The organism is Bacteroides sp. MSB163 (assembly GCF_036416795.1).
Lineage (GTDB): Bacteria > Bacteroidota > Bacteroidia > Bacteroidales > Bacteroidaceae > Bacteroides > Bacteroides maternus.
In genome coordinates this window covers 887,982-911,530 of record NZ_CP143867.1, presented here as the reverse complement: position 1 = coordinate 911,530, position 23,549 = coordinate 887,982, and the positions used below count along the sequence as shown (strand labels likewise).

The 23,549-nt window shown below is 44.3% G+C and carries 12 protein-coding genes and 2 pseudogenes; 9 read left to right on the top strand and 5 right to left on the bottom strand.

Annotated features, from left to right (window positions below; genetic code table 11):
- The first annotated feature begins 155 nt into the window (after window positions 1-155).
- From VYM24_RS03180 to xyl3A, 3 genes are read left to right on the top strand one after another with little or no spacing between them, the layout of a single operon-like run.
- Window positions 156-3,434: a SusC/RagA family TonB-linked outer membrane protein gene (locus VYM24_RS03180; RefSeq protein ID WP_330942203.1), complete on the top strand. Its 3,279-nt coding sequence runs from the start codon at window positions 156-158 to the stop codon at window positions 3,432-3,434.
- Window positions 3,435-3,457: 23 nt separating this feature from the next.
- A complete protein-coding gene (locus VYM24_RS03175; protein WP_138290928.1) occupies window positions 3,458-5,482 on the top strand; it encodes a RagB/SusD family nutrient uptake outer membrane protein in 2,025 nt (674 codons plus the stop codon).
- Between the two features lie 6 nt (window positions 5,483-5,488).
- Window positions 5,489-8,080, top strand: a complete 2,592-nt coding sequence (xyl3A, locus tag VYM24_RS03170; protein ID WP_425286627.1) for a xylan 1,4-beta-xylosidase — start codon at window positions 5,489-5,491, stop codon at window positions 8,078-8,080.
- A gap of 73 nt (window positions 8,081-8,153) precedes the next feature.
- Here the strand turns inward: xyl3A and VYM24_RS03165 are convergent, their stop codons facing one another.
- From VYM24_RS03165 to VYM24_RS03155, 3 genes are all read right to left on the bottom strand, one after another.
- Window positions 8,154-8,435, bottom strand: a complete 282-nt coding sequence (locus VYM24_RS03165) for a hypothetical protein (protein ID WP_330941426.1) — start codon at window positions 8,433-8,435, stop codon at window positions 8,154-8,156.
- 150 nt (window positions 8,436-8,585) lie between these two features.
- Window positions 8,586-10,064 carry a glycoside hydrolase family 28 protein gene (locus tag VYM24_RS03160; protein ID WP_330941425.1) on the bottom strand — a complete coding sequence of 493 codons (1,479 nt, stop codon included), beginning with the start codon at window positions 10,062-10,064 and terminating at the stop codon, window positions 8,586-8,588.
- A gap of 190 nt (window positions 10,065-10,254) precedes the next feature.
- Window positions 10,255-13,173, bottom strand: coding sequence for a M16 family metallopeptidase (locus tag VYM24_RS03155; protein WP_330941424.1), 2,919 nt, complete (start codon window positions 13,171-13,173; stop codon window positions 10,255-10,257).
- A gap of 113 nt (window positions 13,174-13,286) precedes the next feature.
- Between VYM24_RS03155 and prfB the strand changes: the two genes are divergently transcribed.
- The 6 genes and pseudogenes from prfB (at window position 13,287) to VYM24_RS03125 (ending at window position 20,231) form a co-directional block, all read left to right on the top strand.
- Window positions 13,287-14,402: a peptide chain release factor 2 gene (prfB, locus tag VYM24_RS03150; protein ID WP_299091703.1), complete on the top strand. Its 1,116-nt coding sequence runs from the start codon at window positions 13,287-13,289 to the stop codon at window positions 14,400-14,402.
- 127 nt (window positions 14,403-14,529) lie between these two features.
- Window positions 14,530-15,127: pseudogene (locus tag VYM24_RS03145) on the top strand (AAA family ATPase).
- A gap of 366 nt (window positions 15,128-15,493) precedes the next feature.
- Entirely contained in the window at window positions 15,494-15,631 is a 138-nt protein-coding gene (locus VYM24_RS03140; protein WP_167332554.1) for a hypothetical protein, read from the top strand.
- 7 nt (window positions 15,632-15,638) lie between these two features.
- On the top strand, window positions 15,639-16,106 hold the full coding sequence (locus tag VYM24_RS03135; RefSeq protein ID WP_291551014.1) for a CYTH domain-containing protein: 468 nt from the start codon (window positions 15,639-15,641) through the stop codon (window positions 16,104-16,106).
- Window positions 16,107-16,223: 117 nt separating this feature from the next.
- Window positions 16,224-17,516, top strand: a complete 1,293-nt coding sequence (locus VYM24_RS03130; RefSeq protein ID WP_291551015.1) for an MgtC/SapB family protein — start codon at window positions 16,224-16,226, stop codon at window positions 17,514-17,516.
- Between the two features lie 185 nt (window positions 17,517-17,701).
- A pseudogene (locus VYM24_RS03125) lies at window positions 17,702-20,231 on the top strand (TonB-dependent receptor domain-containing protein).
- Between the two features lie 108 nt (window positions 20,232-20,339).
- On the opposite strand, the gene VYM24_RS03120 reads toward VYM24_RS03125, so the two are convergent.
- On the bottom strand, window positions 20,340-22,217 hold the full coding sequence (locus tag VYM24_RS03120; protein ID WP_330941423.1) for an outer membrane protein assembly factor BamB family protein: 1,878 nt from the start codon (window positions 22,215-22,217) through the stop codon (window positions 20,340-20,342).
- Window positions 22,218-22,266: 49 nt separating this feature from the next.
- Window positions 22,267-23,487, bottom strand: a complete 1,221-nt coding sequence (locus VYM24_RS03115; protein WP_330941422.1) for an alpha/beta hydrolase family protein — start codon at window positions 23,485-23,487, stop codon at window positions 22,267-22,269.
- Window positions 23,488-23,549 lie beyond the last annotated feature (62 nt).

The window sequence follows — 23,549 nt, the reverse complement described above, 5'->3', positions numbered from 1 at the left end:
TGAAAAAGTGCACTCTTGTTACCTGATTTTATTCCGTTGCTATGACACAGGTTGGCTACTTTTGCAGAGTGAATCATTTTTAATCATTAACTATTAAAAACACATTATTTATGAATTTTGAAAGACTTGTTCAAAGGACAGCTGCTACTCTCTTGATGAGTATGATCTGCCTTATCTCTCTTGCACAGAGTCGTACTGTTTCAGGTGTTGTGCTCGATAGCAGAGGTGATCCTGTTATTGGTGCTAATATCAGAGTAGTAAGTGACGCTTCTATCGGTACAATTACAGACCTGGATGGTAAATTCTCCCTTGCCGTGCCGGGTACAGCCAAACAATTGGAAATAAGCTTTATCGGAATGCAGACGCAAACTGTATCCATTGTTACAGGACAGCCGATTCATGTGACATTGGCTGAAGATGCTGAGATTCTGGATGAAGTTGTAGTAATCGGTTATCAGACGGTGAAACGTAAGGACCTTACCGGATCGGTAGCCTCTGTTTCGGGTGAGCAAATTGCAGCTATGCCTGTTGCCAATGCAGCCCAGGCTTTGCAGGGTAAGCTGGCCGGTGTAAATGTAACAACGCAGGATGGACGTCCCGATGCCGCTGTTTCTATTCGTGTACGTGGTGGCGGTTCTATCTCGCAGAGCAATGATCCGCTGGTACTGATTGATGGAGTCAGTGGTTCGTTGAGTGATATTCCGGGCGATCAAATTGAGTCGATTGACGTTTTGAAAGATGCCTCATCAACGGCTATTTATGGCGCCCGTGGTGCTAATGGTGTAATTCTTGTTACCACAAAGGGGGCTAAAGAAGGACGTGTTGTTGTCAGCTACAATGGTTATGCGAAGTTCAATACACCGACTAAGTATATGGATGCGCTCAATCCTTATGACTACCTGGCATATAGCTGGGCAAGTGCGGCTTCGGTTGGTGGTAACAGCTATATGGAGCCATTGGAGAAACTGTATGGAATAGGGCGTTATACGACTACCAACCTTGGCGGTATAGAAAGTTATCGCAATGTGAAGGTGGATAATATCCAGAAGAAGATTTATGGAGATTCTTTCTCTCATAATCATGACCTTTCTGTTACGGGTGGTACTGAAAAGACTAAAGTGCTGTTTGGCGTTAACTACATGGATGAGGATGGTATGAAACTCGCTTCTTATTATAGACGTGCCAATGTTTCGTTGAAAGTGAACCAAAAGATTGCCAAGAACCTTGATTTGAGTCTTGATACCCGTTATACCAATATTAAAAAGATGGGTGATGAGGGTGTTACGAATGGTAGCGGATCAGTCCTGTCATCTTCTTATCGTTTCCGCCCTATTGCAACAGATGATATTTTGGGTGATCTATCCGCAATGAATGAAGGTATGATTGAGAACTATGCCAAACAGAGCCAGTGGGACAGATATAATCCGGTAAACCGTATCAATGACAAGTATGCGCCGAATGCCCAGCAGTCATTGCGTGGTATTCTCTCGCTGAACTGGGGGATTGTGAAGGGATTGACCTATCATACTGACCTGTCTCTCAGCCAGACCTGGAATCAGAATAAAGAATGGACGGGAGCCATCATAAATAACTATCTGGATGATAGTACCGGTGAGGTTCTATATGCAGGTAATGCGAATCTGGAGAAAAAGAATAGCTGGGGACTCCGTTGGACAAATACCTTGAGCTATGACTTTACTTTTGCTAAGATACACCGCTTGAATATCCTGGCCGGTCATGAAGTTTCCAATTCGGGCGGTGACGGACTGAAAGCCTCAGGAACCTATTTTCCTGCAAACTTTACGAAAGAGAATGCATTTGCCATGATCAATCAATATGACAGTACTAAGGGAGTGGGAGAATTTTCTTCAAGTATTTCCACACCGAGCCGTATCCTTTCGTTCTTTGGCCGCTTGAATTATAATCTTATGGAACGCTATCTGTTGACGGTTACATTCCGTGCGGATGGTTCATCTAAATTTGCTCCCAGTAATCGTTGGGGATATTTCCCGGCAGCTGCTTTGGGCTGGCGTATGTCTGAAGAAGCATTCCTGAATGATGTGAACTGGCTAGATAACCTTAAACTCCGTGTTTCCTACGGTGAGGTAGGTAACGATGGTATAAATTCCAGTCTGTGGTCACAGAATTGGGAATCGACTAGTGACAAGAGATACCAGGGAGCCGTGAATGGCGCCTTCCTGCCTTCTTATTCACTTGGTGCAGATATGGCGAACAAGGATCTGAAGTGGGAAACTACGATAACCCGCAACATCGGTGTTGATTTTGGTTTCTTTAATAGCCGCCTGACCGGTACGATTGATGCCTATTGGAATACTACCAAGGATTTGCTGATGAAAACTGCCATACCGGGTATTACGGGTTTTACTACAACCTATGCCAATGTAGGCCAGACCAGCAATAAAGGTATTGAAATAGCTCTTCAATGTGTACTTGTGAAGACGAGGGACTGGAATGTAACGGCCGGTTTTAATATTAACTTCAATCGCGGTAAAGTGGATAAGCTGGCTGATAATGTTACCGGACTTTATGGTACGGAATGGGCTACTTCATCCACTTTCCCGAAATCAGATTATGTCTTGAAAGAAGGGCGTCCTGTAGGCTTGGTACGTGGCTTGACTGCTGATGGCTTCTATACTACCGACGATTTCACTTATGAAAATGGGGTGTATACCCTAAAAGAAGGAGTCGCGGATGTTTCTTCTGCTGTATTCCCCAACTATCACTTGCACAATGGTATAAACGAACGCCCTGCAGGACAGTTAGCTTACCCGGGTATGGCAAAGTTCAAAGACCTGAACGATGACGGTATTATCAATGATGATGACGTGGACGTTATCGGTGATATGACACCTGTCCATACCGGTGGTTTTAATATTAACGCTACTTATAAGAACTTTGATTTAGGTTTGTATTTTAACTGGAGCTATGGTAATGAAATTTATAATGTAAATAAGTTGGCAGCACTTTATGGTTATAAAGAAGGTGCCGTTTACGAGAATAAGCTCTCTATAGTAAAGGATTGCTATAAAATCTATGATGTAGTGAATGGCGAATTGGTTGCATTGACCACTCCTGAACAGCTGAATGCTGCCAATGCGAATGCTAAGTTACCACTGGCATACAGTGAGAATGGCTATGTGTCTACATTGGGTATTGAAGACGGCTCTTATCTGCGTTTGAATACACTGACTTTGGGGTATACTTTACCGAAGAGTATGCTTCAGAAGGCGGGTATCAGTAATCTGCGTGTTTACGGAAGTATCTATAATGTCTTTACGATTACAGGATATTCCGGAATTGATGCTGAGGTAAGTACGTCTACTTCTACAAAGACCTATCCTCAATTAGGTATGGACTGGGGTACTTATCCGCGTGCCCGTTCCTTCGTACTGGGTGTAAATCTTAGCTTCTAACCATTTAAATAAAAGATGAAATTATGAATAAGTATATAAAAATGGCATTTGCGTCAGCCTGTTGCGTCTTGTTTGCACAGTGCAGTGACTTTCTGGAAACTTCTTCTCCTTCTAATACAGATGACGAGTTTGTAACTTCCAGTCCCGCAGAAACTCTGAAGACTTTGTCAAGAGCTTATGCACTTTATCGTGAATCGTGTAATGGGGCATACGATTGGAACGACCATTACCGTTCGGATATCGAATATTTCCCCGAGAATAATACTTCCAATAATATCAATGCAAAGCTGGTTCCCGAACAGATTCCTTGTGATCACATGAAAGGTAGCTTCAATGCTCTGTACAATGTGATTTCCTATGCCGGAAAGACCGCTGACCTGATTGCTGCCAAAACAGCTTATCAGGATGATATCGCAGCAGGCAGGACTTCTGACTGGACACATCTGAAAGGTGAAGCTGAAGCATTACGTGCATTATGTTACTTTGACTTGATTAAACATTGTGGTGATGTACCGTATGGCTATGAGAATAATTATGTAGATGATTACGGGCTGACTTCACGTTTTGATATTTATGATGCATTGATTGAAAAATTGAAAGCAGCGGAACCGTATATGTATAAAGTAGGTGAAGGCGGTTTGAACGGTGAGCGTATTACGCGGACATTTGTAGATGGATTGATTGGCAAAATGGCTCTTTATGCCGGAGGCTATCAAACAATCCGTACTGATATGCCGGAACTTTATGGGAGTGTACAGTTTGAAACTCTCAGCACGGATGCTAAACGTAAATGCGCTTATGCCCGTCGTTCCGATTACAAGAACTATTACACTATAGCTGAAGACTATTTGCAGAAAGCTCTTTCAACCAATGCAGGAACCACCAAACTGGTTACTACGGATGAGCGTAGCTATGCAAACAATCCTTTCCAACGTCATTTCCAATATGGAATGGATCTTCAGATGAGTCCTGAAGCCATCTTTGAAATAGGTTGTGTACAGAATCAGGCTACAAGCCGTATGTATTGCTATGATTTCGGTCGTGGTTCTAACGGTGGTAACAATACTGCTCCGAATAAAGTATTTGCCGGTATACGTATGGTGCCGAGTTTCTATTACGGTGGTTATGACAACGCCGATAAACGTCGTGATGTCAGTGCAGTGGTTACCGGACTGGATGGTAAAGGTAATGAATTGGCATTTACTTTTAAGGCAGGTGCTAAGGTTGATGGAGGTATTTGCTTGAATAAATGGGATATTTGCCGCCAAAATCCTTACTTTGTCGGTCCTCAGATGGGGGCGGGTTTCAATATACCGATTATGCGTGTAGCTGATGTCATCTTGATGTTAGCGGAAGTGAAAGCAGGATTGGATGCAGATGCTGAAGCTATAGGCTTGGTTAATCAGATTCGTGAAAGAGCTTTTGGTGATGATTTGCATAATATTTCCGGTTTATCCGGTGAAGCTCTGAAAGAAGCTATTCTGATGGAACGTAAGTTTGAGCTTTTCGGTGAAGGGCATACCAGTTACGATCTGGTTCGGAGTGGTAAATTCTCACAAAAAGCAATGGAAGTACGTAATGAGATGTCAACCCTTGCTGAGAATCTGAAGACTAAAGGTTATCATGAATTTGAGAATGGCAACATATTACCCGCTTACATCTGGACAAAGCAGGTTGCAGGAGCCAAACTGACTTATGACTGTACGGATGAAAACGATCCTGTACTTTTCCCGGGATGGCGTGGTGTATTGGATTTTGCTCAGTTAGGATTGTCTGTTAATGGAACCAATCATAATACCGCTATCAAAGGGTTATTTGAATATATTGCTCCGGATAGTGAGACTGCGGCAGAATTAGAAGCGGAAGGATATGTAAAGACAGAGTGGGGAAGTACTCTTGCCGCCAATATTGATATATATCTGAGCAATATTCTTCCGGGCATTACATCGGAAGAGAGTGTTCCGTGTTATTACTGGCCTATTCCTTATGAGACAATCAGCCAATCCAAAGGAAAAGTGACAAATGGTTATGGACTGCCACAACAATAATAGACAATGATGAAAAGAAAACTTTTTTATTTATTGCCTTTCTTTGCTTTGACAGGTTGCGGAGAGCCATCCTACAAGGATGCTTCTTTATCTCCTGAAAGGCGGGCGGAACTTCTGGTGAAGGAACTTACACTGGAAGAGAAGGCGCAACTTATGATGGATGGTTCCCGCTCCGTGGAACGATTGGGTATTAAACCATATAACTGGTGGAATGAGGCGCTGCATGGCGTTGCCCGGGCAGGTTTGGCTACAGTCTTTCCTCAGCCAATAGGTATGGCAGCATCCTTCAACCCGGAAATGGTGTACGAAGTGTTCAATGCCGTGTCGGATGAAGCACGTGCGAAGAATACTTACTACGCATCTCAGGATAGCCGTGAACGCTATCAGGGTTTAACCATGTGGACTCCCACAGTGAATATCTACCGTGATCCGCGCTGGGGCAGGGGTATTGAGACCTATGGTGAAGACCCTTATCTGACAAGCCGGATGGGCGTGATGGTAGTAAAAGGTTTGCAAGGACCTGCCGATGGAAAATATGATAAACTGCATGCCTGCGCCAAGCACTTTGCCGTACATTCGGGACCGGAGTGGAATCGTCACTCTTTTAATGCGGAGAATATAAAGCCACGTGATTTGTATGAAACTTATCTGCCCCCCTTCGAAGCATTGGTGAAAGAAGGGAAAGTGGAAGAAGTGATGTGCGCTTACAACCGTTTTGAAGGTGATCCCTGCTGTGGGAGTGATCGTCTGCTGATGCAGATATTGCGTGGAGAATGGGGATTCGATGGTATAGTCGTATCTGATTGCGGTGCAATAGCCGACTTCTACAACGACCGTGGTCATCACACCCATCCTGATGCAGAGTCAGCCTCTGCCGCGGCGGTGATCAGTGGGACAGACTTGGAGTGTGGTTCCAGTTATAAGGCTTTGATAGAGAGCGTAAAAAAAGGATTAATTTCTGAAGAGACTGTGGATACGTCTGTCAAGCGACTGATGAAAGCTCGTTTTGCATTGGGGGAAATGGATGAACCGGAAAAAGTATCCTGGACCAAGATACCTTTCTCCGTGGTAGCTTCTGCAGCTCACGACTCTTTGGCATTGAATATGGCCCGTGAATCCATGACATTGTTGATGAATAAGGATCACTTCCTGCCGCTGAAACGTGGCGGACTGACGGTAGCCATTATGGGTCCGAATGCGAATGACTCAGTGATGCAATGGGGAAATTATAACGGAATGCCGCCTCACACCGTCACTATTCTTGATGGAGTGCGGAATTTGCTTGGCGCTGATGATAAACTGATCTATGAGCAAGGCTGCCCATGGGTGGAAAGAACTCTGATTCAGAGTGCATTCAGCCAGTGTAAGTCAGACAAAGGTCCCGGGTTTACGGCTCGTTACTGGAATAACCTGAAACGTGAAGGCGAACCGGTAACCACTGCACAGGTAACCACTCCTTTCCGCTTTTGTACTTCGGGGGCTACGGTGTTTGCTCCGGGAGTGAATCTGACGGATTTCTCCGCGACTTATAACAGCGTATTTACTCCTAAGGAATCAGGAGAAATCGTTCTTGAGGTTTATTGCTATGGTAGTGGAAGACTTCGTGTGAACGGAGAAGAAGTGAAAAGTTTCTCAAACAAGCACGGTGCAAGAAAATCTACTCATGCGATGAAGGTGCAGGCGGGTAAATCGTATGATCTGGAACTTGATTTTGAGTATCTGAGAAGTGATGCACAGCTGAACTTTGATCTTGGATTTAAGAAAGATGTGGATATAAGGAAATCTGTTGAGCGTGTAAAGGATGCAGATATCGTTATTTTTGCGAGCGGTATATCTCCCAGCCTTGAAGGAGAGGAGATGGGAGTAAATCTTCCCGGCTTCAAGAAGGGAGATCGTACGGATATTGAATTACCCGCTGTTCAGCGTGAACTGATTGATGCCCTGCATCGTGCAGGTAAGAAGATTATTCTGGTTAACTGTTCAGGATCGCCTGTCGGTCTGGAGCCTGAGACCCAGAAGTGCGAAGCTGTCTTGCAGGCATGGTATCCCGGTCAACAAGGTGGTACGGCTGTTGCCGAGGTATTGTTCGGTGATTATAATCCGGCGGGGAAATTACCGGTTACTTTCTATCGCAATGTGTCTCAGTTGCCCGATTTTGAGGATTATAACATGACCGGAAGAACTTACAGATATATGCAGGATGTACCTTTGTTCCCATTCGGTTATGGTCTTAGTTATACCACCTTCGGCTATGGTAAAACCGTACTTGACAAGAATGAACTTACAGCCGGACAGTCTTTGAAACTTACTGTACCCGTTACAAATACGGGCAAGCGTAACGGAGAAGAAGTGGTGCAGGTTTATCTTAGAAAACAAGGAGATGCGGAAGGGCCGGTTAAAACCCTGCGTGCTTTCAAGCGCGTGCACATCCCGGCTGGAAAGACCGTCAATGTGGAGTTCGATCTGAAAGATAAAGAATTGGAGTGGTGGGACGATCAATCCAATACAGTAAGAGTTTGTCCGGGTAGCTATGATATCATGGTAGGAGGAAGCTCTAAAGAGGAAGATTTGCAGCATACGACGGTTGCTATAAAATAGTTGTCGGAAAGTGAAAAAAAATCCCGAATACTTGACATCGCCTTTCTGATGTCGTATATTTGTATTCGTAAATCTATTTAAGATTCAATTTTAAATTAGCGCGAACGGAGAGGCATTGCTTCTCCGTTCTCTTTTTATCCCTATGGCTTGTCTTTTGAAATGCCACATGTCTGCTTCCCGAATACCACACCTTAGTAACCCGAATGCCACACTTCAACAGACTAAAGCCCAGCCACTTCACCTGTTGAAGTGTGGCATTCCAGTTATTCACTCCTGCGAAACGGATGATGCACCTGAGGCAAACGGATGATGCATCCGGGGCAAACGAATCATGTGTTTTGGGTAAACGGATCATGCGTTTGAGGTAAACAGACCGTCTGCTCTGAAAGCAAAAACGGGAGGTTTGTGCCTCCCGTCTGTTAATCTTATGTAAATCTGCTCTTGACAGAAAATGTCGGTTTTCTGCCAGAGGGGCGCATAAGTATAGGTTCCCTTAGCTTTGTTTTTAGTTTCTTGCCACCAGTGTCGAATCGCAATGGATAACCGTCACTTTCTCCACATCTTTTTCAATATTCACCACCGGCTGACCGGCTATCGGTTGCTTTGTCCGCACGTCATTCAGGAATATATCCTTGCATTGTCGGATGTTGAGTGAAGGTCCTTCTTCTACGGTGAAACTTACGTTGTTAAAACGGATATCGGTGGCTGTTTCCGCCTGAAATCCTTTTCCGGCCACTATATTCATGTTGGAGAAAGACAGTTCCGATATAGGCATTTCCTCAATACCTTTTATATAGCCTATCCGCTTGATATCATTCCCCGTAACATTACTTAAATGGATATTCCGGAAAATAGGAGTACGTTCGCTTACCGGTTCTACTTTCGATAAACGGTCATAAAATAAATCGAAAATAAAGGCATCTCCTTGTATATTCTTCATTACGATATTGTCTACCCGTATATCTTCTACTACACCACCGCGTCCGCGGGATGCTTTTAACCTGATACCGGCATTCGTTCCATCAAACACACAATTGGATATAGCTATCCTTTTTACACCACCCGACATTTCGCTGCCGATGACCACTCCACCGTGACCGGAAAGCATGATACAATTGGTGATTGTGATGTTCTCGCATGCTTTCCCATATTTACGTCCGTCGGCATCACGTCCGGACTTGATGGTAATACAATCGTCTCCAACACTGATAAAACAGTCGGAGATGCGTACATTCCGGCAGGAACTCGGATTGATACCGTCCGTATTCGGTCCTTTGGGATTGCTTGACGGGTTATTGATAGTTACTCCATGTATTGTAACGTTATCACAGAAGGCCGGATTGACAGTCCAGAAAGGAGAGTTGATGATCTTCACATTTTCAATGAGGATATTCGTACATTCGTAGAACTGAATAAAAGGCGGACGGAACATTTTACGTTCCAGCGAAGGCTTATAGTAATCGGATATTTCCAGGTCCTTATTGGCATCCACCCACATTTGCTGTAACTTATCCAGAGAAGATAGCTTACCACCGTTTTCCTTTATCACCTTACGTGTCTCAAATTCCCATAACCACCATTTCAGCCCGTTCCCATCCAGCGTTCCGCGCCCGGTAATGGTCAGATTATCTGCCGAATGTGCGTAAATCAGTGGGGATAAGGTTTGCATAACGGTTCCTTCCCAGCGCGCGGTTACAAAAGGCAGATAATCCTCGAATCTGTCTGAAAAGCGCACAATGGCACCTGATTCCAGATGCAATGTAATGTTACTTTTCATGTGGATAGTAGCAGTCAGATAAGTCCCGGCAGGAAAATAGATGGTTCCACCTCCTTCCGAAGCTGCTTTTTCAATAGTCTGGTTAATCAGTTTCGTACATGGCTTGATGCCTTTGGCATCAGCCCCCAATTGTTTCATGTCGAACGTGCGGGACGTGGCTACCACAGCCATCATTACTCCCATAATAAAGATGAATAAACGTTTCATGGTCTGTCTTATACTCTTTTAGATATGTGATACAAATTAGAATACGGGGCAAATGTACGTAATCACAGTGCGGGGAGGGTGGACTTTTTGTGTAATAAAGAGTATTTATAAATAGAACCGGTAGAAATTATAAAAAAAGAAAGGGTTACATGACAATGCAACCCTTTCCCTGTTTTACTGCTCAGATATATTAATATCCGAAGATATCTTCCTGTTTCAGTTCAATTACCGGACCTACTTTTTTCAAAGCATTTATATCCAGCTCTTTTTTGTCACCAAGGATACAGTATGTATAGGTGCGTCCCTTGATCCATTTATTCTGGTAGTCGATAACATCCTGTAACGTCATGTTCTGCACATCGTTATACAGCTTGATACGGCTATCTACGTTCTGTCCCAGATATTGAGCGCTGATATAATCCCAGATAACATCCATCTTGATGGTGCGGTCGGTACGCATACGGGCAATCATGCCGTCTTTGGCCAGTTTGAAGGCAGCTTCCGATTCAGGCATATTGTTGATGATGTCATTGAATGTATTGATGGCGTCTATCATCTTGTCATTCTGCGTAGCAATCTGTGTGCGTAGCATATAAGGATCTGTCAAATAGCTTGGCTTCAACATACCGGCCCATGCCGAGTAAGCCAAACCGCGGCTTTCGCGCATTTCCTGGAATACGATGGAATTCATGCCGCCACCGAAGTATTCGTTGTATAGTTGACGACCGGATTCAGCAGCAGGATCAAATTTCTCTCCTTTGTTGGAGATTTGCGACATATAGATTTGTTTGGCATCATACGGAGCAATGAAAATTTTCGTTTCCGGCGTCAATAGTGCTTCAAAGTTATTTCCTTCAGGAATTTCTTTCAAAGCCTCCGGTGCCTGATGCTCTTTATTAATGATGGCAAGCAGGTCATCCTGGTTGCTTGGTCCATAGTAAAGAATACGGTGCTTGAAGCTGCTCAGCTGTTTGATACGGTCCACAAGCTGTTGCGGATCCATAGAAGTCAGCTCAGCTTCGGTCAGCAGATTGGTTGCCGGAGATTTCGGACCATAAGTGGCATAAGACACCAGGCGCGAGAAGTTTTGCATCTGATTCAGCTTAGCGTCCTTGCGGGATTTCAGAATATCGTTAGCCATATTTGCATAAGCCTCTTTATTTACCTGGGCATTTGCCAACAGTTTTTCGAAGAGAGCCATGGCAGCAGGCATATTTTCGTTGAGGCCGGAGAGTACGACATAAGTACGTTTGCTACCCGGAGATACAAAGAATGAGCACGCAAGACGATAGAATTCGCTCTTAACCTCTTCCGGAGTCATGTCGGCAGTACCGAGGTATTCCAGATATTGGGCAGCGGTACCGAGTGCCTTGTCATTGTTGTTACCCATATCAAAGAGGTAAATCAACTGGAAAATATCATTCGTTGTATTCTGTTTGTAAAGTACAGGAATATCCGATTTTGCTTTCAGTTGGGTAAGATCTTTGGAATAGTCCAGGAATACCGGTTCGATAGGAGTCACTACGCTTGCCTGTATTTCTTTCAGGAAGGTACTGGCAGTGTCACGATTCATCACAATAGGAGTGATTTCGGGTTTCGGCATCTTCTTTTCATTCGGGTCTTTACCTTGTCTTTTGTAGATAACGGCATAGTTATCATCTTTCAGATATTTATTGACAAAGGTTACGATATCATTCTTGGTCAGTTTGGACATGCGGTTGAGGGCGGTAACTTCGTCTGCCCAGTCACTGCCGTTTACGAATGACTGTACAAACATGTCGGCACGCGCGTCATTGTTTTCCAACTGCTGCATCTGATACAGTTTGAAGTTGTTGATATTGGCTTCCAGCATCTTTTCATCGAAGTCGCCGTCGCGGAGTTTCTTCAGTTCACCCAGCATGAGGTCTTTCACTTCGTCCAGAGTCTGCCCTTGTTTAGGGCGTCCCTGCATCAACAGCGCGCTGTAATCGCTCATGGTCATAGGATAGCAATAAGAACTTAACGTCTTCTGTTGTTGTGTTAGGTCAAGGTCGAACAGGCCGGCTTGTCCGTTGTAGAGTATCTGGGAAACCACTTGTAGCGTTTCCACATCTTTGTCGGCTGCTCCGGGGAAGCGCCATGCAAGAGCAACGCTTTCGGCATCCGGACCGAGTACTTCACGAACAACAGGTGCTGTAATCGGGGTCTCTTTCGGCAGATCCAGTTTCGGCAGATCAGTATTCGGTTTCAAACCACCAAAATATTTATCAATGGTTGCAATCATCTGATCGGGATCGAAATCACCGGAAAGGCAGATAGCCATGTTGTTGGGTACGTACCATTTCTTATAATATTCTTTGATGTTGGTGATTGAAGGATTTTTCAGGTCTTCCTGGGTGCCAAGTACGGTTTGTGTTCCATACGGATGGTGTGGGAAAAGAGAAGAAAGCACTGCTTCGTAAACTTTGCGTGGGTCGCGGGTCAGCGACATGTTCTTTTCTTCGTAAACCGTTTCCAACTCAGTGTGGAAACCGCGGATCACGCAATTCTCAAAACGTTCTGCCTGAATTTTTGCCCAGTTGTCAATCTGATTGCTAGGGATGTCTTCCGTGTAGCAAGTAACGTCGAAACTGGTGTAGGCATTTGTTCCGTTGGCACCGATGGCAGCCATCAGTTTGTCATATTCGTTGGGGATGGCATATTTGGATGCTTCGTAGGAGATGCTATCGATTTTTGCATAAATAGCTTTACGTTCAAGGCTGTCCGTAGTCTTGCGATAAATTTCGAATTGTTCTTCGATCTGGTCAAGCAAAGGCTTTTCAATTTCATAGTTCTGAGTACCGAAGTTTGTGGTCCCTTTAAACATCAGGTGCTCGAAATAATGAGCCAATCCGGTAGTTTCTGCGGGGTCGTTTTTACCACCTACACGTACTGCAATGTACGTCTGTATGCGCGGCGTTTCCTTGTTTACAGTCATGTAGACTTTCAAACCGTTGTCCAGAGTGTAGATGCGCGCTTTCAGCGGATCGTTGGGCACTGTTTCGTAGCTGTACTTCGAAGTACAACTACCTAAGCTTATCGCTACCAGTAGGATAAACGTTAAACCAATTTGTCGGAATAGTTTGTTCATAAGCTGACTTATTAGATTGATAACTGCAAAAATATGCGTTTTTTTCATACCTTTGCACTCAAAATGAAAGTATTTTTATAATTAGAGACTAATTTCAATCGTAAATAGAACTTATGATTACCATAGAACAACTGAAAAGCATTAAAGAGCGCACCGAGGCACTCTACCGCTATCTGGACATCGAAGGAAAGAAGATCCAGGTAGAAGAAGAACAGTTGCGCACACAGGCTCCGGGTTTCTGGGATGACCAGAAGACGGCTGAGGCACAGATGAAGAAGGTGAAAGGTTTGCAACAGTGGATAGCCGGTTATAATGAAGTAAAGACATTATCGGATGAATTGCAACTGGCCTTTGACTTCTACAAGGATGAACTTGTAACCGAGGAAGAGATAGATGAAGCTTATGCCAAAGCCTCTGTTGCCATTGATGAACTTGAACTGAAAAATATGCTTCGTGATGAAGCCGACCAGATGGATTGTGTGTTGAAAATCAACTCCGGTGCAGGTGGCACGGAAAGTCAGGACTGGGCAAGCATGCTGATGCGTATGTATTTGCGCTATGCCGAAACCAATGGCTACAAGGCTGTCATTTCTAACTTGCAGGAAGGTGATGAAGCCGGTATCAAAACCTGTACTATCGAGATTTCAGGTGATTATGCCTATGGCTATCTGAAAGGGGAGAACGGTGTGCATCGTCTGGTGCGTGTATCTCCTTACAATGCGCAAGGCAAGCGTATGACTTCTTTTGCTTCTGTTTTTGTAACTCCGCTGGTTGATGATACCATTGAGGTAAACATCAATGTTGCTAATATCTCCTGGGATACTTTCCGTTCCAGTGGTGCCGGTGGGCAGAATGTGAACAAGGTGGAATCCGGAGTTCGTCTGCGTTATCAGTTCAAAGACCCGTATACGGGCGAGGAAGAGGAAATCCTGATTGAAAATACGGAAACCCGTGACCAACCCAAGAATCGCGAGAATGCAATGCGCCAGTTACGTTCCATTCTGTATGATAAGGAACTTCAGCACCGCATGGCCGAACAAGCCAAGGTGGAAGCCGGGAAGAAGAAGATCGAATGGGGTTCGCAGATACGAAGCTATGTATTCGATGACCGCCGTGTAAAAGACCACCGTACTAACTTCCAGACTTCGGATGTCAATGGAGTGATGGATGGTAAGATAGATGGCTTCATTAAGGCGTATCTGATGGAATTTGCGGGGCAAGAGGATTAAAATTTATTTCTATATAAAGAGAATGGGTGTCACTTGGTGAATGAAAGTGGCACCCATTTTTTCTTTTCTTATCTTTGTTCTTAACTCAATAATTGCTTTTGCATGGAAATAGCAGAATTCAACCCGTTTGGTGAATGCGGTTAGTTTGACGTACGTCTGTTAACTACATGATGCGATAGACTGGATTTCGCGAATGATTTGTGTAAAAGGTGCTTGTGGTGTAGGAAAAACAACCCTGATGTTGCAACGTGAAGTGCATCGTTACCCATATAATAACTGGATACAAGAATTGAAAAATATCTAATGATTCCTATCTTGGACTTCGAGTGGTGTTTACCGGTTCTTCTTTGTTGCAGATTGACTTTTCGGTGGCCGATTTGTCCCGCAGGTGTGTCTTTTACACGCTTCAGGGATTGTCTTTCAGAGAGTATCCGGAAAAAGTTTATTTGGACAATACGAACTTGATGTATGCTCTTTCTTCCTCTGCGGATATAGGAAATATTCGTGAAACATTCTTTGCCAATCAGTTGAAACAAAATCATCAGATAGCTTTTTCCGGGCAGGGAGATTTTTGGATAGATGATGTTTATACTTTTGAAGTGGGAGGAAAGAACAAGACGTTTGAGCAAATAAAGGATGTGCCGAACAGTTATCTGATCATAGACGGGATAGAATATGGAACAGGGAACAGAATTCCTCTTTGGCTGTTTGGATTTCTGTATTAGCCTACATTATTTATAGTAGGAGTTAAAGGATAACTCCTCTAAGTCCTAAAATATTCCCCCTCTCTTCTGTAGGCTCATAATTCTCATTAAAATGCAGCCCGGCTTCATCTTTGCATAGAGCGTCGGAAACCACCTATAGGTAGTTCAAGATACCTCTCTGCCATACCCGAACCGCACTTGCTCCGTACCAACTCCGTACATTCTTCGCTCAGAGGTACCTCTAACCGAAGAATGTACGGAGCAAGTACGGCTCAGATACGGTTCGGGTATTAGCTTGTTACAAATAAATTTTCTCTTTTCTTTTGGAATCTTCCCGAATTTCATGTTACTTTGTTATCAGTTGAACTTTAATACTAAGAACACATTATGGGAAAGAGTAAGAAAAAGGCTATGCATAGCCAAAAAGAAGAAGAACAAGCTAAGAAAGTGTTGTTGATTATTGGCGTATCTGCATTGATACTGGTGTTGGTGATGCTGATAGGATACTCATTCTTGGGGAAATAACGAATAGATGTCGCAAGAAATAGAACGGAAATTCCTCGTGACGGGGGAGTACAAATCTAGGGCGTATGAACAAAGCCGTATTGTACAAGGTTATATCAGTAGTGCAAGAGGCCGGACCGTGCGGGTGCGCATCCGTAACGGAAAGGGATATCTTACGATAAAAGGTGCTTCCGATGCCTCGGGACTCAGCCGATATGAGTGGGAAAAAGAGATTCCATTGAATGAAGCGGAGGAACTGATGAAACTTTGTGAACCGGGTGTTATTGATAAAACCCGTTATCTGGTGCACAGCGGACGGCATACGTTTGAGGTGGATGAGTTCTACGGTGAAAATGAAGGTTTGGTAGTTGCTGAAGTGGAATTGGCTTCGGAAGACGAGGCTTTCGAAAAGCCGGACTTCATAGGGCAGGAAGTAACAGGCGACGTCCGTTACTATAACTCGCAACTGATGAAGCATCCATACACTGTTTGGTAAGGCCTTAATACCTTGTCGACAAGAAGTTAAGAGTTTGTCAACAGGGAGTTAACTTCTTGTTGACAGGAAGTTAACTCCTTGCAAATGGTTGCTGATCAAGTATATTCAGAGGACGAAATGGAGAAACTTTATGAATACCTGCCTAGAGAACTGGTGACCTTTGTATTGGTGACTTTGTTTTCTTTATTAATAGGACTTTCACAGCGGAAAATCAGTTTGAAGCGTGAAGGGGAGACAACGTTGTTCGGTACGGACCGCACGTTCACTTTTATAGGTATTTTGGGGTATCTGCTTTATATTCTTGATCCGGTGGATTACCGCTTGTTTATGGGCGGTGGCGCTATATTGGGACTGCTGTTGGGATTGAACTATTACGTTAAACAATCTCAGTTCCATGTATTCGGGGTTACTACCATTATTATCGCACTCATCACTTATTGTATTGCTCCTATTGTAGCCACACAACCCTCCTGGTTTTACGTGATGGTGGTTGTGACGGTATTGCTCTTTACCGAATTGAAGCATACTTTTACAGAACTCGCACAGCGCATGAAGAATGACGAGATGATTACTCTTGCCAAGTTCCTCGCTATCAGTGGCATTATCTTACCGATGTTGCCGAATGAAAATCTGATACCCGACATTAATTTGACTCCTTATACCGTTTGGTTGGCTACGGTAGTTGTATCCGGTATCTCTTATCTGTCTTATCTGTTGAGGCGATATGTATTTCATGAGTCCGGTATTCTGGTATCTGGTATTATAGGTGGTTTGTATAGCAGTACGGCAACTATTTCTGTTCTGGCACGTAAGAGTCGCAAGGCACCTGCGCAGGAGGCGCCGGAATATGCCGCAGCAATGTTGTTGGCCGTGAGTATGATGTTTCTTCGTTTCCTTATACTAATAGGTATATTCAGTAAGGCGATTCTTGCGGAAATTTATCCATACCTGCTTATTATGTCCTTCGTTACGGCGGGCGTGGCCTGGTATCTGCATCGGAAGCGTAAGCCGATTCCGGTGACGGGCGAAGAAGCTGAAGAAGAAGATAGCAGTAACCCGTTGGAATTTAAAGTTGCATTGATTTTTGCCGTTCTGTTTGTGATATTCACCATTGTGACACATTATACTTTGATTTATACCGGTACGGGTGGATTGAATGTCTTGTCGTTCATTGCCGGGTTGAGTGATATCACTCCATTTATTCTGAACTTACTGCAAGGTTCGGGCATTGCCGTTGTGGTGGTGACAGCTTGTTGTATGCAGGCTATCGTGAGCAATATTGCCGTGAATATGTGCTATGCGTTGTTCTTTGCAGGCGGGAAGAGTCCGTTGCGCCGGTGGGTGCTGCGTGGTTTTGGATGTGTGATCGCGGTTAACGTTTGCATGCTGCTTTTTTTCTATTTGTTATAAGTCCTGCGAGAACGTTTACAAATGTTCTCTTTAATCCTTTCTCTTTGTGCTTTTTTAACTCCGAAAAACTCGTAGTTCAAGAAAAACAGCCTACTTTTGCCACTTTCATTGTGACAAAATAGGTACAAGTTACGTCTAATACAAAAACAGTCAACTAAATATTCATCAAACAAACAAAAACAGAAATGAAAATTAAATGCCCTTTGCTGCTCATTATGTTGGTAATATCCTCATTGGTAGCGGCACAGAATGCGGCACCTCCATTTCAGATTAAAGGAGTCTTACTGGATTCTTTGACTCAAGAGGGAGAACCTTATGCCACAATCAAAATCGTGAAAAAAGAAGCACCTGCCCATGCATTGAAAATGCTGGTAACGGACATGAAAGGTAAATTTCAGGAGAAAGTTCCCGGAACGGGTAATTTTGTGATGACTATTTCTTCTATTGGTAGAAATACTATTGTGAAGGATTTCACTGTGAAGGCGGGAGAAAAGGTTGTCGATTTTGGAACACTGTATATTACAGATGCTTCCAATGAACTTGGTCAAGTAGAGGTAGTAGCCCAAAAAACCACTGGTAAAGGCAGACATCGACAAGATAGAATATAATGTGCAGGATGATCCTGATTCAAAGTCAAACTCTGTATTGGAAATGCTTCGCAAAGTGCCTTTGGTAACTGTAGACGGCGAAGATAATATTAAGGTGAACGGTAGCAGTAGCTTTAAGGTGTATGTGAACGGTAAACCTAACAATATGATGAGCAATAATCCGACGGAAGTGCTGAAAAGTATGCCCGCCAATTCCATCAAACATATCGAGGTGATTACTAATCCCGGTCCTAAGTACGACGCTGAGGGTGTGGGCGGTATCCTGAATATTGTTACCGTAGGTAGCGGATTGGAAGGTTATACAGCTACATTTAGTGGAAACGTTAGTAACATGGGGGCCGGCGGCGGTCTGTTCGGTACGATTAAGAGCGGTAAGCTGACGGTGAGTGCCCGTTACAATTATAATTACAATGATCGTCCGCGCAGCTATTCCGGTGGTACCCGCCGTACAGTAGGCGACATAACCGATGGCTCTTCTGATTTGGATTATAGTGGTGACAGCAAAGGACATGGTAACTTTCAGTCCGGCAGCATGGAAGCCAGTTATGAGATTGATACTTTGCGTTTGATAACCATGTCGTTCGGACTTTGGGGTGGCGGAAATAACAGCAATGGACTGAGTAATACTTTTGCAACGATGCCCGGTACCGGTGATGATCTGTATCAATATGTATCGAACAATAGAAGCAAAAGTTCCTGGTATTCTATCGATGGTGGCATTGACTACCAACGTATGTTTCATGTAAAAGATCGTATGTTGACCTTCTCTTATAAAATCAATACCAGACCGGAAAGTTCGGATTCATACTCCACTTATGATTATGATATGGAGGATGTAGCTCCGGATTGGCAGGATTTTATGAAACGTATGAAAAATCAGCATAATGATGGATCCCAGAATACTACTGAACATACTTTCCAGGCTGATTATACGACGCCTATCGGCAAGATACATACTCTTGAAGCCGGTGCGAAATATATTCTCCGTGATAATTCTTCGGAAGATGACCGTTATGAACAAGCGTCAGCAACTCAAGCTGATTATGAGTTTGACAATGATCACAGTTCGCATTATAAACACCAGAATGACATTTTGGCTGCATACCTTGGATATGGGCTGAAAGTGAAGAAGATTTCCGGAAGACTTGGTGTGCGTTATGAGCATACGAAGCAGGAGGTGAAATATCTGTTGGGTAAGGGAGATAACTTTGATAAGAACTTTGATGATTTAGTTCCTTCTGCAAGTATTGGCTATAAGCTGACAGATATGTCTAATCTTCGTTTTGGTTATAATATGCGTATTTACCGTCCGGGGATCTGGTATTTAAATCCTTATCTGGACGATAGTAATCCGACAAATATAAATCAGGGTAACTCTCATTTGGATAGTGAGAAGAGTCATTCATTTAACTTGAGCTACAGCAATTTCACGCAGAAGTTTAACATCAACCTTTCAGCGCGTTATAGCTTTACCAATAACAGTATTGAACGAGTGACAGAACAGGTGAAGGATACAGAAATTTTCGGTCTGCAGAATCCTACCGGTAAGGAAGTGCTTTATTCTACCTATCAGAATATTGGTAAGAGCAGGAATGCCAGCCTGAGCGGTTATATCAACTGGAATGCAACTTCCAATACACGTATCTATGCAAATCTTTATGGTAACTATACTTATTTGGAAGGTGCCAATGGACTGAAGAATGACGGTTGGAATCTGTTTGCTTATGGCGGTGCTCAGCAGTCTTTGCCTCATGATTGGCGCATCAGTCTGAATATTTATGGTCAGACACCTTGGATCATGTTGCAGGGGAAAGGCAGCAGTTTCTTTGACTATGGATTGAGTGTAAACAAATCATTCTTGAAGAAACGTCTGACCTTGTCGGCATTTGCTAGTAACTTCTTTAAGAAATATCAGCATCCGACTTCAAGTATAGAAGGTGTAGGCTTTATACAGGATAGCTGGAATAAATATACTCGTCAGCGTTTTGGTGTAAGTGTTAGCTATCGCATTGGTGAATTGAGAGCCAGTGTCAAGAAAGCCGCACGTACCATCAGTAATGATGATGTGAAGAGTAGTGGTGGTGAAGGTGGTGGCGGTGGAGAATAATCTGCCCGTACTTTTCTGAATTATTTTTCATCCGCAGATGGCGCGGATAACGCAGATTTACGATTAAAGAAATCTGCGTTATTCGTGGGGTCTGCGGATGATTGTTTTCTATAAGGGATATTCCAGACAAGTCACTGTACCATCCATTGTCATGGCAATGATTTTCCCTTTTCCAGCATTCTTTAGTGAAGTTATTGCCGAATGGGAGATTTTATGTGACCAGGCAATGCCGCTTCCGTCTGTCCGCACGGCATGGAGAACACCAAATTCAGTAGGAATGAACACCAGTTGTTCGGTTGTTTCCATACGGGTGGGGATGAAGTTAGTTTCGTAGGGCATTGATGTATTCCAAAGACTGGTATAGGTGCCGTGAGATATATCTGCAGCGGTGATGTTGTTCTTGATTCCTTTCACATACATTGTTTTTCCATCCGGTGAGAAGCCGAGGGACTCGCGTCCTTTCGCTTCATCGGAAGCCCAAAGGATTTCTCCCGTCCCGGGATGGAATGAGCGGACAAAATAGTCGGAACTGAGAACTATGACTTGCTCATTCGTCTCTCCTTGCCGCGTATACGGCAGCACTACCGGCCAGCAGGCACCCGGTGAGAAATATCTGCCTCGTTTGGTGTCGAACTCCCATATTTTCTTCCCACTCCTGCGGTCGATGGCATAGAACATCGCTCCCCAGGTGCCTATATATATGCGCTCCTTATCCACAGCCGGGCGTGATTCAATGTAGCCTTGCAAGCCATCACAAGTCCAGTTCAGTGTTCCGTCCGCCAGCTTTAAAGAGTAGAATTTGCCGTTGCTGCTGCCGATGTAGACTGTACCTTCGGTTACGACAGGGCACGCTACAATGGGGTAATCAGTATTGTATTTCCATCGCACTGTGCCCTGCTTCCTGTCAAGGGCATAGATGGAACCATCACAGGAAGAGACTATGACAAGTTTTGGGGTGATAAATGGGGCTGAAAATATCTTGTTTCCGGTGGTATAGGTCCACTGGGTTTTGCCGTTCTTGGCATTAAGGGCATGGACAACACCGGCTGTATTAGTGTAAACGTACAGGTTACCGTCTATGCTTCCCTGCGAAGCGATATCGGCCACATCCTTCAATTTCCAGGTTTCGCGTACCGAAGGATAAGTAGCATTGATGGCGAAATCCGGACGATAGTAAGTGGTATCCTTCTTCTCCTGCAAAGATGCCAGATGAATCGTATTCCATGCAGGTCGGGTTTCTGCTTTGATGATGCGTTCGTGGAATTCTAATGTATTGCCGCGATGTGTGACCAGATTATATCCGCCTATCGGATCTTTCCTGCGCAGGGACGAACGGCCGATTACGGCGGGAATACCTTCGGCATCATAAGCACGGTTCACGTGCAGGTGTCCGCCGAGTATTGCCTGGATATTGCGCGTTTTAAGGATGTCGACAACTTCGTACCAGTTACTCAGATCCTGATCGATAGGGAAGTGATTGATGAAAATAATGGGTTGTTCTGCCGGAGTGGCGCGAACGATAGAATCGAGCCACAGAATTTCTTCGCGGGGAATGTGAGGTGGTCCCATACGCAGACTTGGTCCGGCGCCACAGCCGATGAAACGTACTTCCTGCCAGTCGTAACAGAAATGTGAGGCCTGGAAAATCTTGTCGAACATAGTGCATCCGTTTTCACTCCAGTTTACATCATGGTTGCCGGGGATGAGAAAGTAGGGTTTCCGGAAGTTCTTCAGAATGTCCTGCAGCAGATAAAACTCCTTGGTATCACCGAATTCAGTGACATCGCCGCTGAGGATGGTGAAAGCAACTTCAGGATTGGCATTGATGTCTTCAATGGATTGCCGCAGGTCGTCTTCGGCATAGGCGAAAGAATTGAGGTGCACATCACTGAGCCATGCGAAAGTGAAGGCTCGTTCGTTACTGCCTTGTCCGTAGGAAAGGAGAGACAACGCTATCACACAGATAGCAAATAAAATTCTTTTCATGATTCTTTGGGGGTATTAGTAAGTGTTATACCCCCAAAGATAAAGAGTTTTAGTGGAATAACCAGCGCTCATAGTCCACCTTTTCGTAAAGTGGCGCAATGGTTACTTCTGTATTCGTGTCTTTCTTTCCAAGCAGGAACTTATCGACAAATGCTTCTACTTCAGGATACTGACTCTCGGGCAGTTGGCAGTGCCCATGTCCGCCTACGATGGAGAAGCCCATTCTGTCGGCAATGCCGAAGGTTTCCCATACTTTACGGGCAGCACGGCAGGAGACATAACCCGATTCATCTGCCAGCCATACATAGTCCGGGTTTCCGAGTACCAGCAGTGCACGCGGTGCTATCATGGCACACAGTTCGTGGTGGTCATACGGCAATTTCGATACATTATCTTCTTTATACTGGAACATACTTTCCTTAAACCAGGCATGACTGGTCCTTCCCAAAGTTTCCACTTCACCCAGTGTTTCGGAAACACGCCATGCTGCCGCACCGCCACCACCCGGTTCCTGAGCAATGGTCAGTGCAATACGCTCATCGAATGCTCCGGCAAAAAGAGCCATTTTCCCGGCGAAGGAACAACCGGATATGGCCAGTCGTTTGGTATCTATCTTGCTCTTTTTACCTACGATTTCCAATCCGTCAATGATACGGCTCACTCCCCAGGACCAGGCGCAATAGGCTCCCATGTCCATACGGTCAGGATAAAGTTTGTTGATAGGCTCGTTGCCGCGCTTTTGTGTGTGCGACATGACTTGTGTGAAGTTGAATGCGATTTGTGCTATATTGCGGCTCGTGAAGATGGCGGGGGGAAGACTACCCGTACCTCTGCCTATTCCAATGATAGCTGGGAAAGGGCCTTTACCTGCCGGATAAGTAATCTTTGCTTTCAGGGTGAGCGTTTGTCCGTTCACTGTTACATTTACTCTAAGGGTATCATCCACGATATCCGCAGTAATGTCTTTTTTCGACACTACGGGTTTCTCGCCGATTTCGTAGTGTTCTATTTCACGGGCTATCTCTGCACGCCGTCGGCTCCAGTCCTTGAAGTTGGTTGAACGGCCACTGCCATCGGACCATTGGAAGGGATCGGTCAGTGTTTTTACCACCGGCAGTTCATCGATACCCGGCAACACGGGTACAGGATTCTTTATTCCCGTATTTTCCACAGTGTAGACTAAGGGGATTTTCTGTGCAAATGTGGAAATGCCCATACCCATGTTCAGCAGAACAATCAGTACCCATAAACGTGTTTTCCAGTTTTTCATGTTTCTATCTTTTTAAGAGGTTTACATCTGTTGGCAAAGATAGACGATGTTTTTTTTAACCG

Excerpts from the sequence above, each read along its gene's own strand:
- VYM24_RS03180 (WP_330942203.1), top strand. The coding sequence starts at position 156 with ATGAGTATGATCTGCCTTATCTCTCTTGCACAGAGTCGTACTGTTTCA.
- VYM24_RS03175 (WP_138290928.1), top strand. The coding sequence starts at position 3,458 with ATGAATAAGTATATAAAAATGGCATTTGCGTCAGCCTGTTGCGTCTTG.
- xyl3A (WP_425286627.1), top strand. The coding sequence starts at position 5,489 with ATGATGAAAAGAAAACTTTTTTATTTATTGCCTTTCTTTGCTTTGACA.
- VYM24_RS03165 (WP_330941426.1), bottom strand. The coding sequence starts at position 8,435 with ATGATCCGTTTACCCAAAACACATGATTCGTTTGCCCCGGATGCATCA.
- VYM24_RS03160 (WP_330941425.1), bottom strand. The coding sequence starts at position 10,064 with ATGAAACGTTTATTCATCTTTATTATGGGAGTAATGATGGCTGTGGTA.
- VYM24_RS03155 (WP_330941424.1), bottom strand. The coding sequence starts at position 13,173 with ATGAACAAACTATTCCGACAAATTGGTTTAACGTTTATCCTACTGGTA.
- prfB (WP_299091703.1), top strand. The coding sequence starts at position 13,287 with ATGATTACCATAGAACAACTGAAAAGCATTAAAGAGCGCACCGAGGCA.
- VYM24_RS03140 (WP_167332554.1), top strand. The coding sequence starts at position 15,494 with ATGGGAAAGAGTAAGAAAAAGGCTATGCATAGCCAAAAAGAAGAAGAA.
- VYM24_RS03135 (WP_291551014.1), top strand. The coding sequence starts at position 15,639 with ATGTCGCAAGAAATAGAACGGAAATTCCTCGTGACGGGGGAGTACAAA.
- VYM24_RS03130 (WP_291551015.1), top strand. The coding sequence starts at position 16,224 with ATGGAGAAACTTTATGAATACCTGCCTAGAGAACTGGTGACCTTTGTA.
- VYM24_RS03120 (WP_330941423.1), bottom strand. The coding sequence starts at position 22,217 with ATGAAAAGAATTTTATTTGCTATCTGTGTGATAGCGTTGTCTCTCCTT.
- VYM24_RS03115 (WP_330941422.1), bottom strand. The coding sequence starts at position 23,487 with ATGAAAAACTGGAAAACACGTTTATGGGTACTGATTGTTCTGCTGAAC.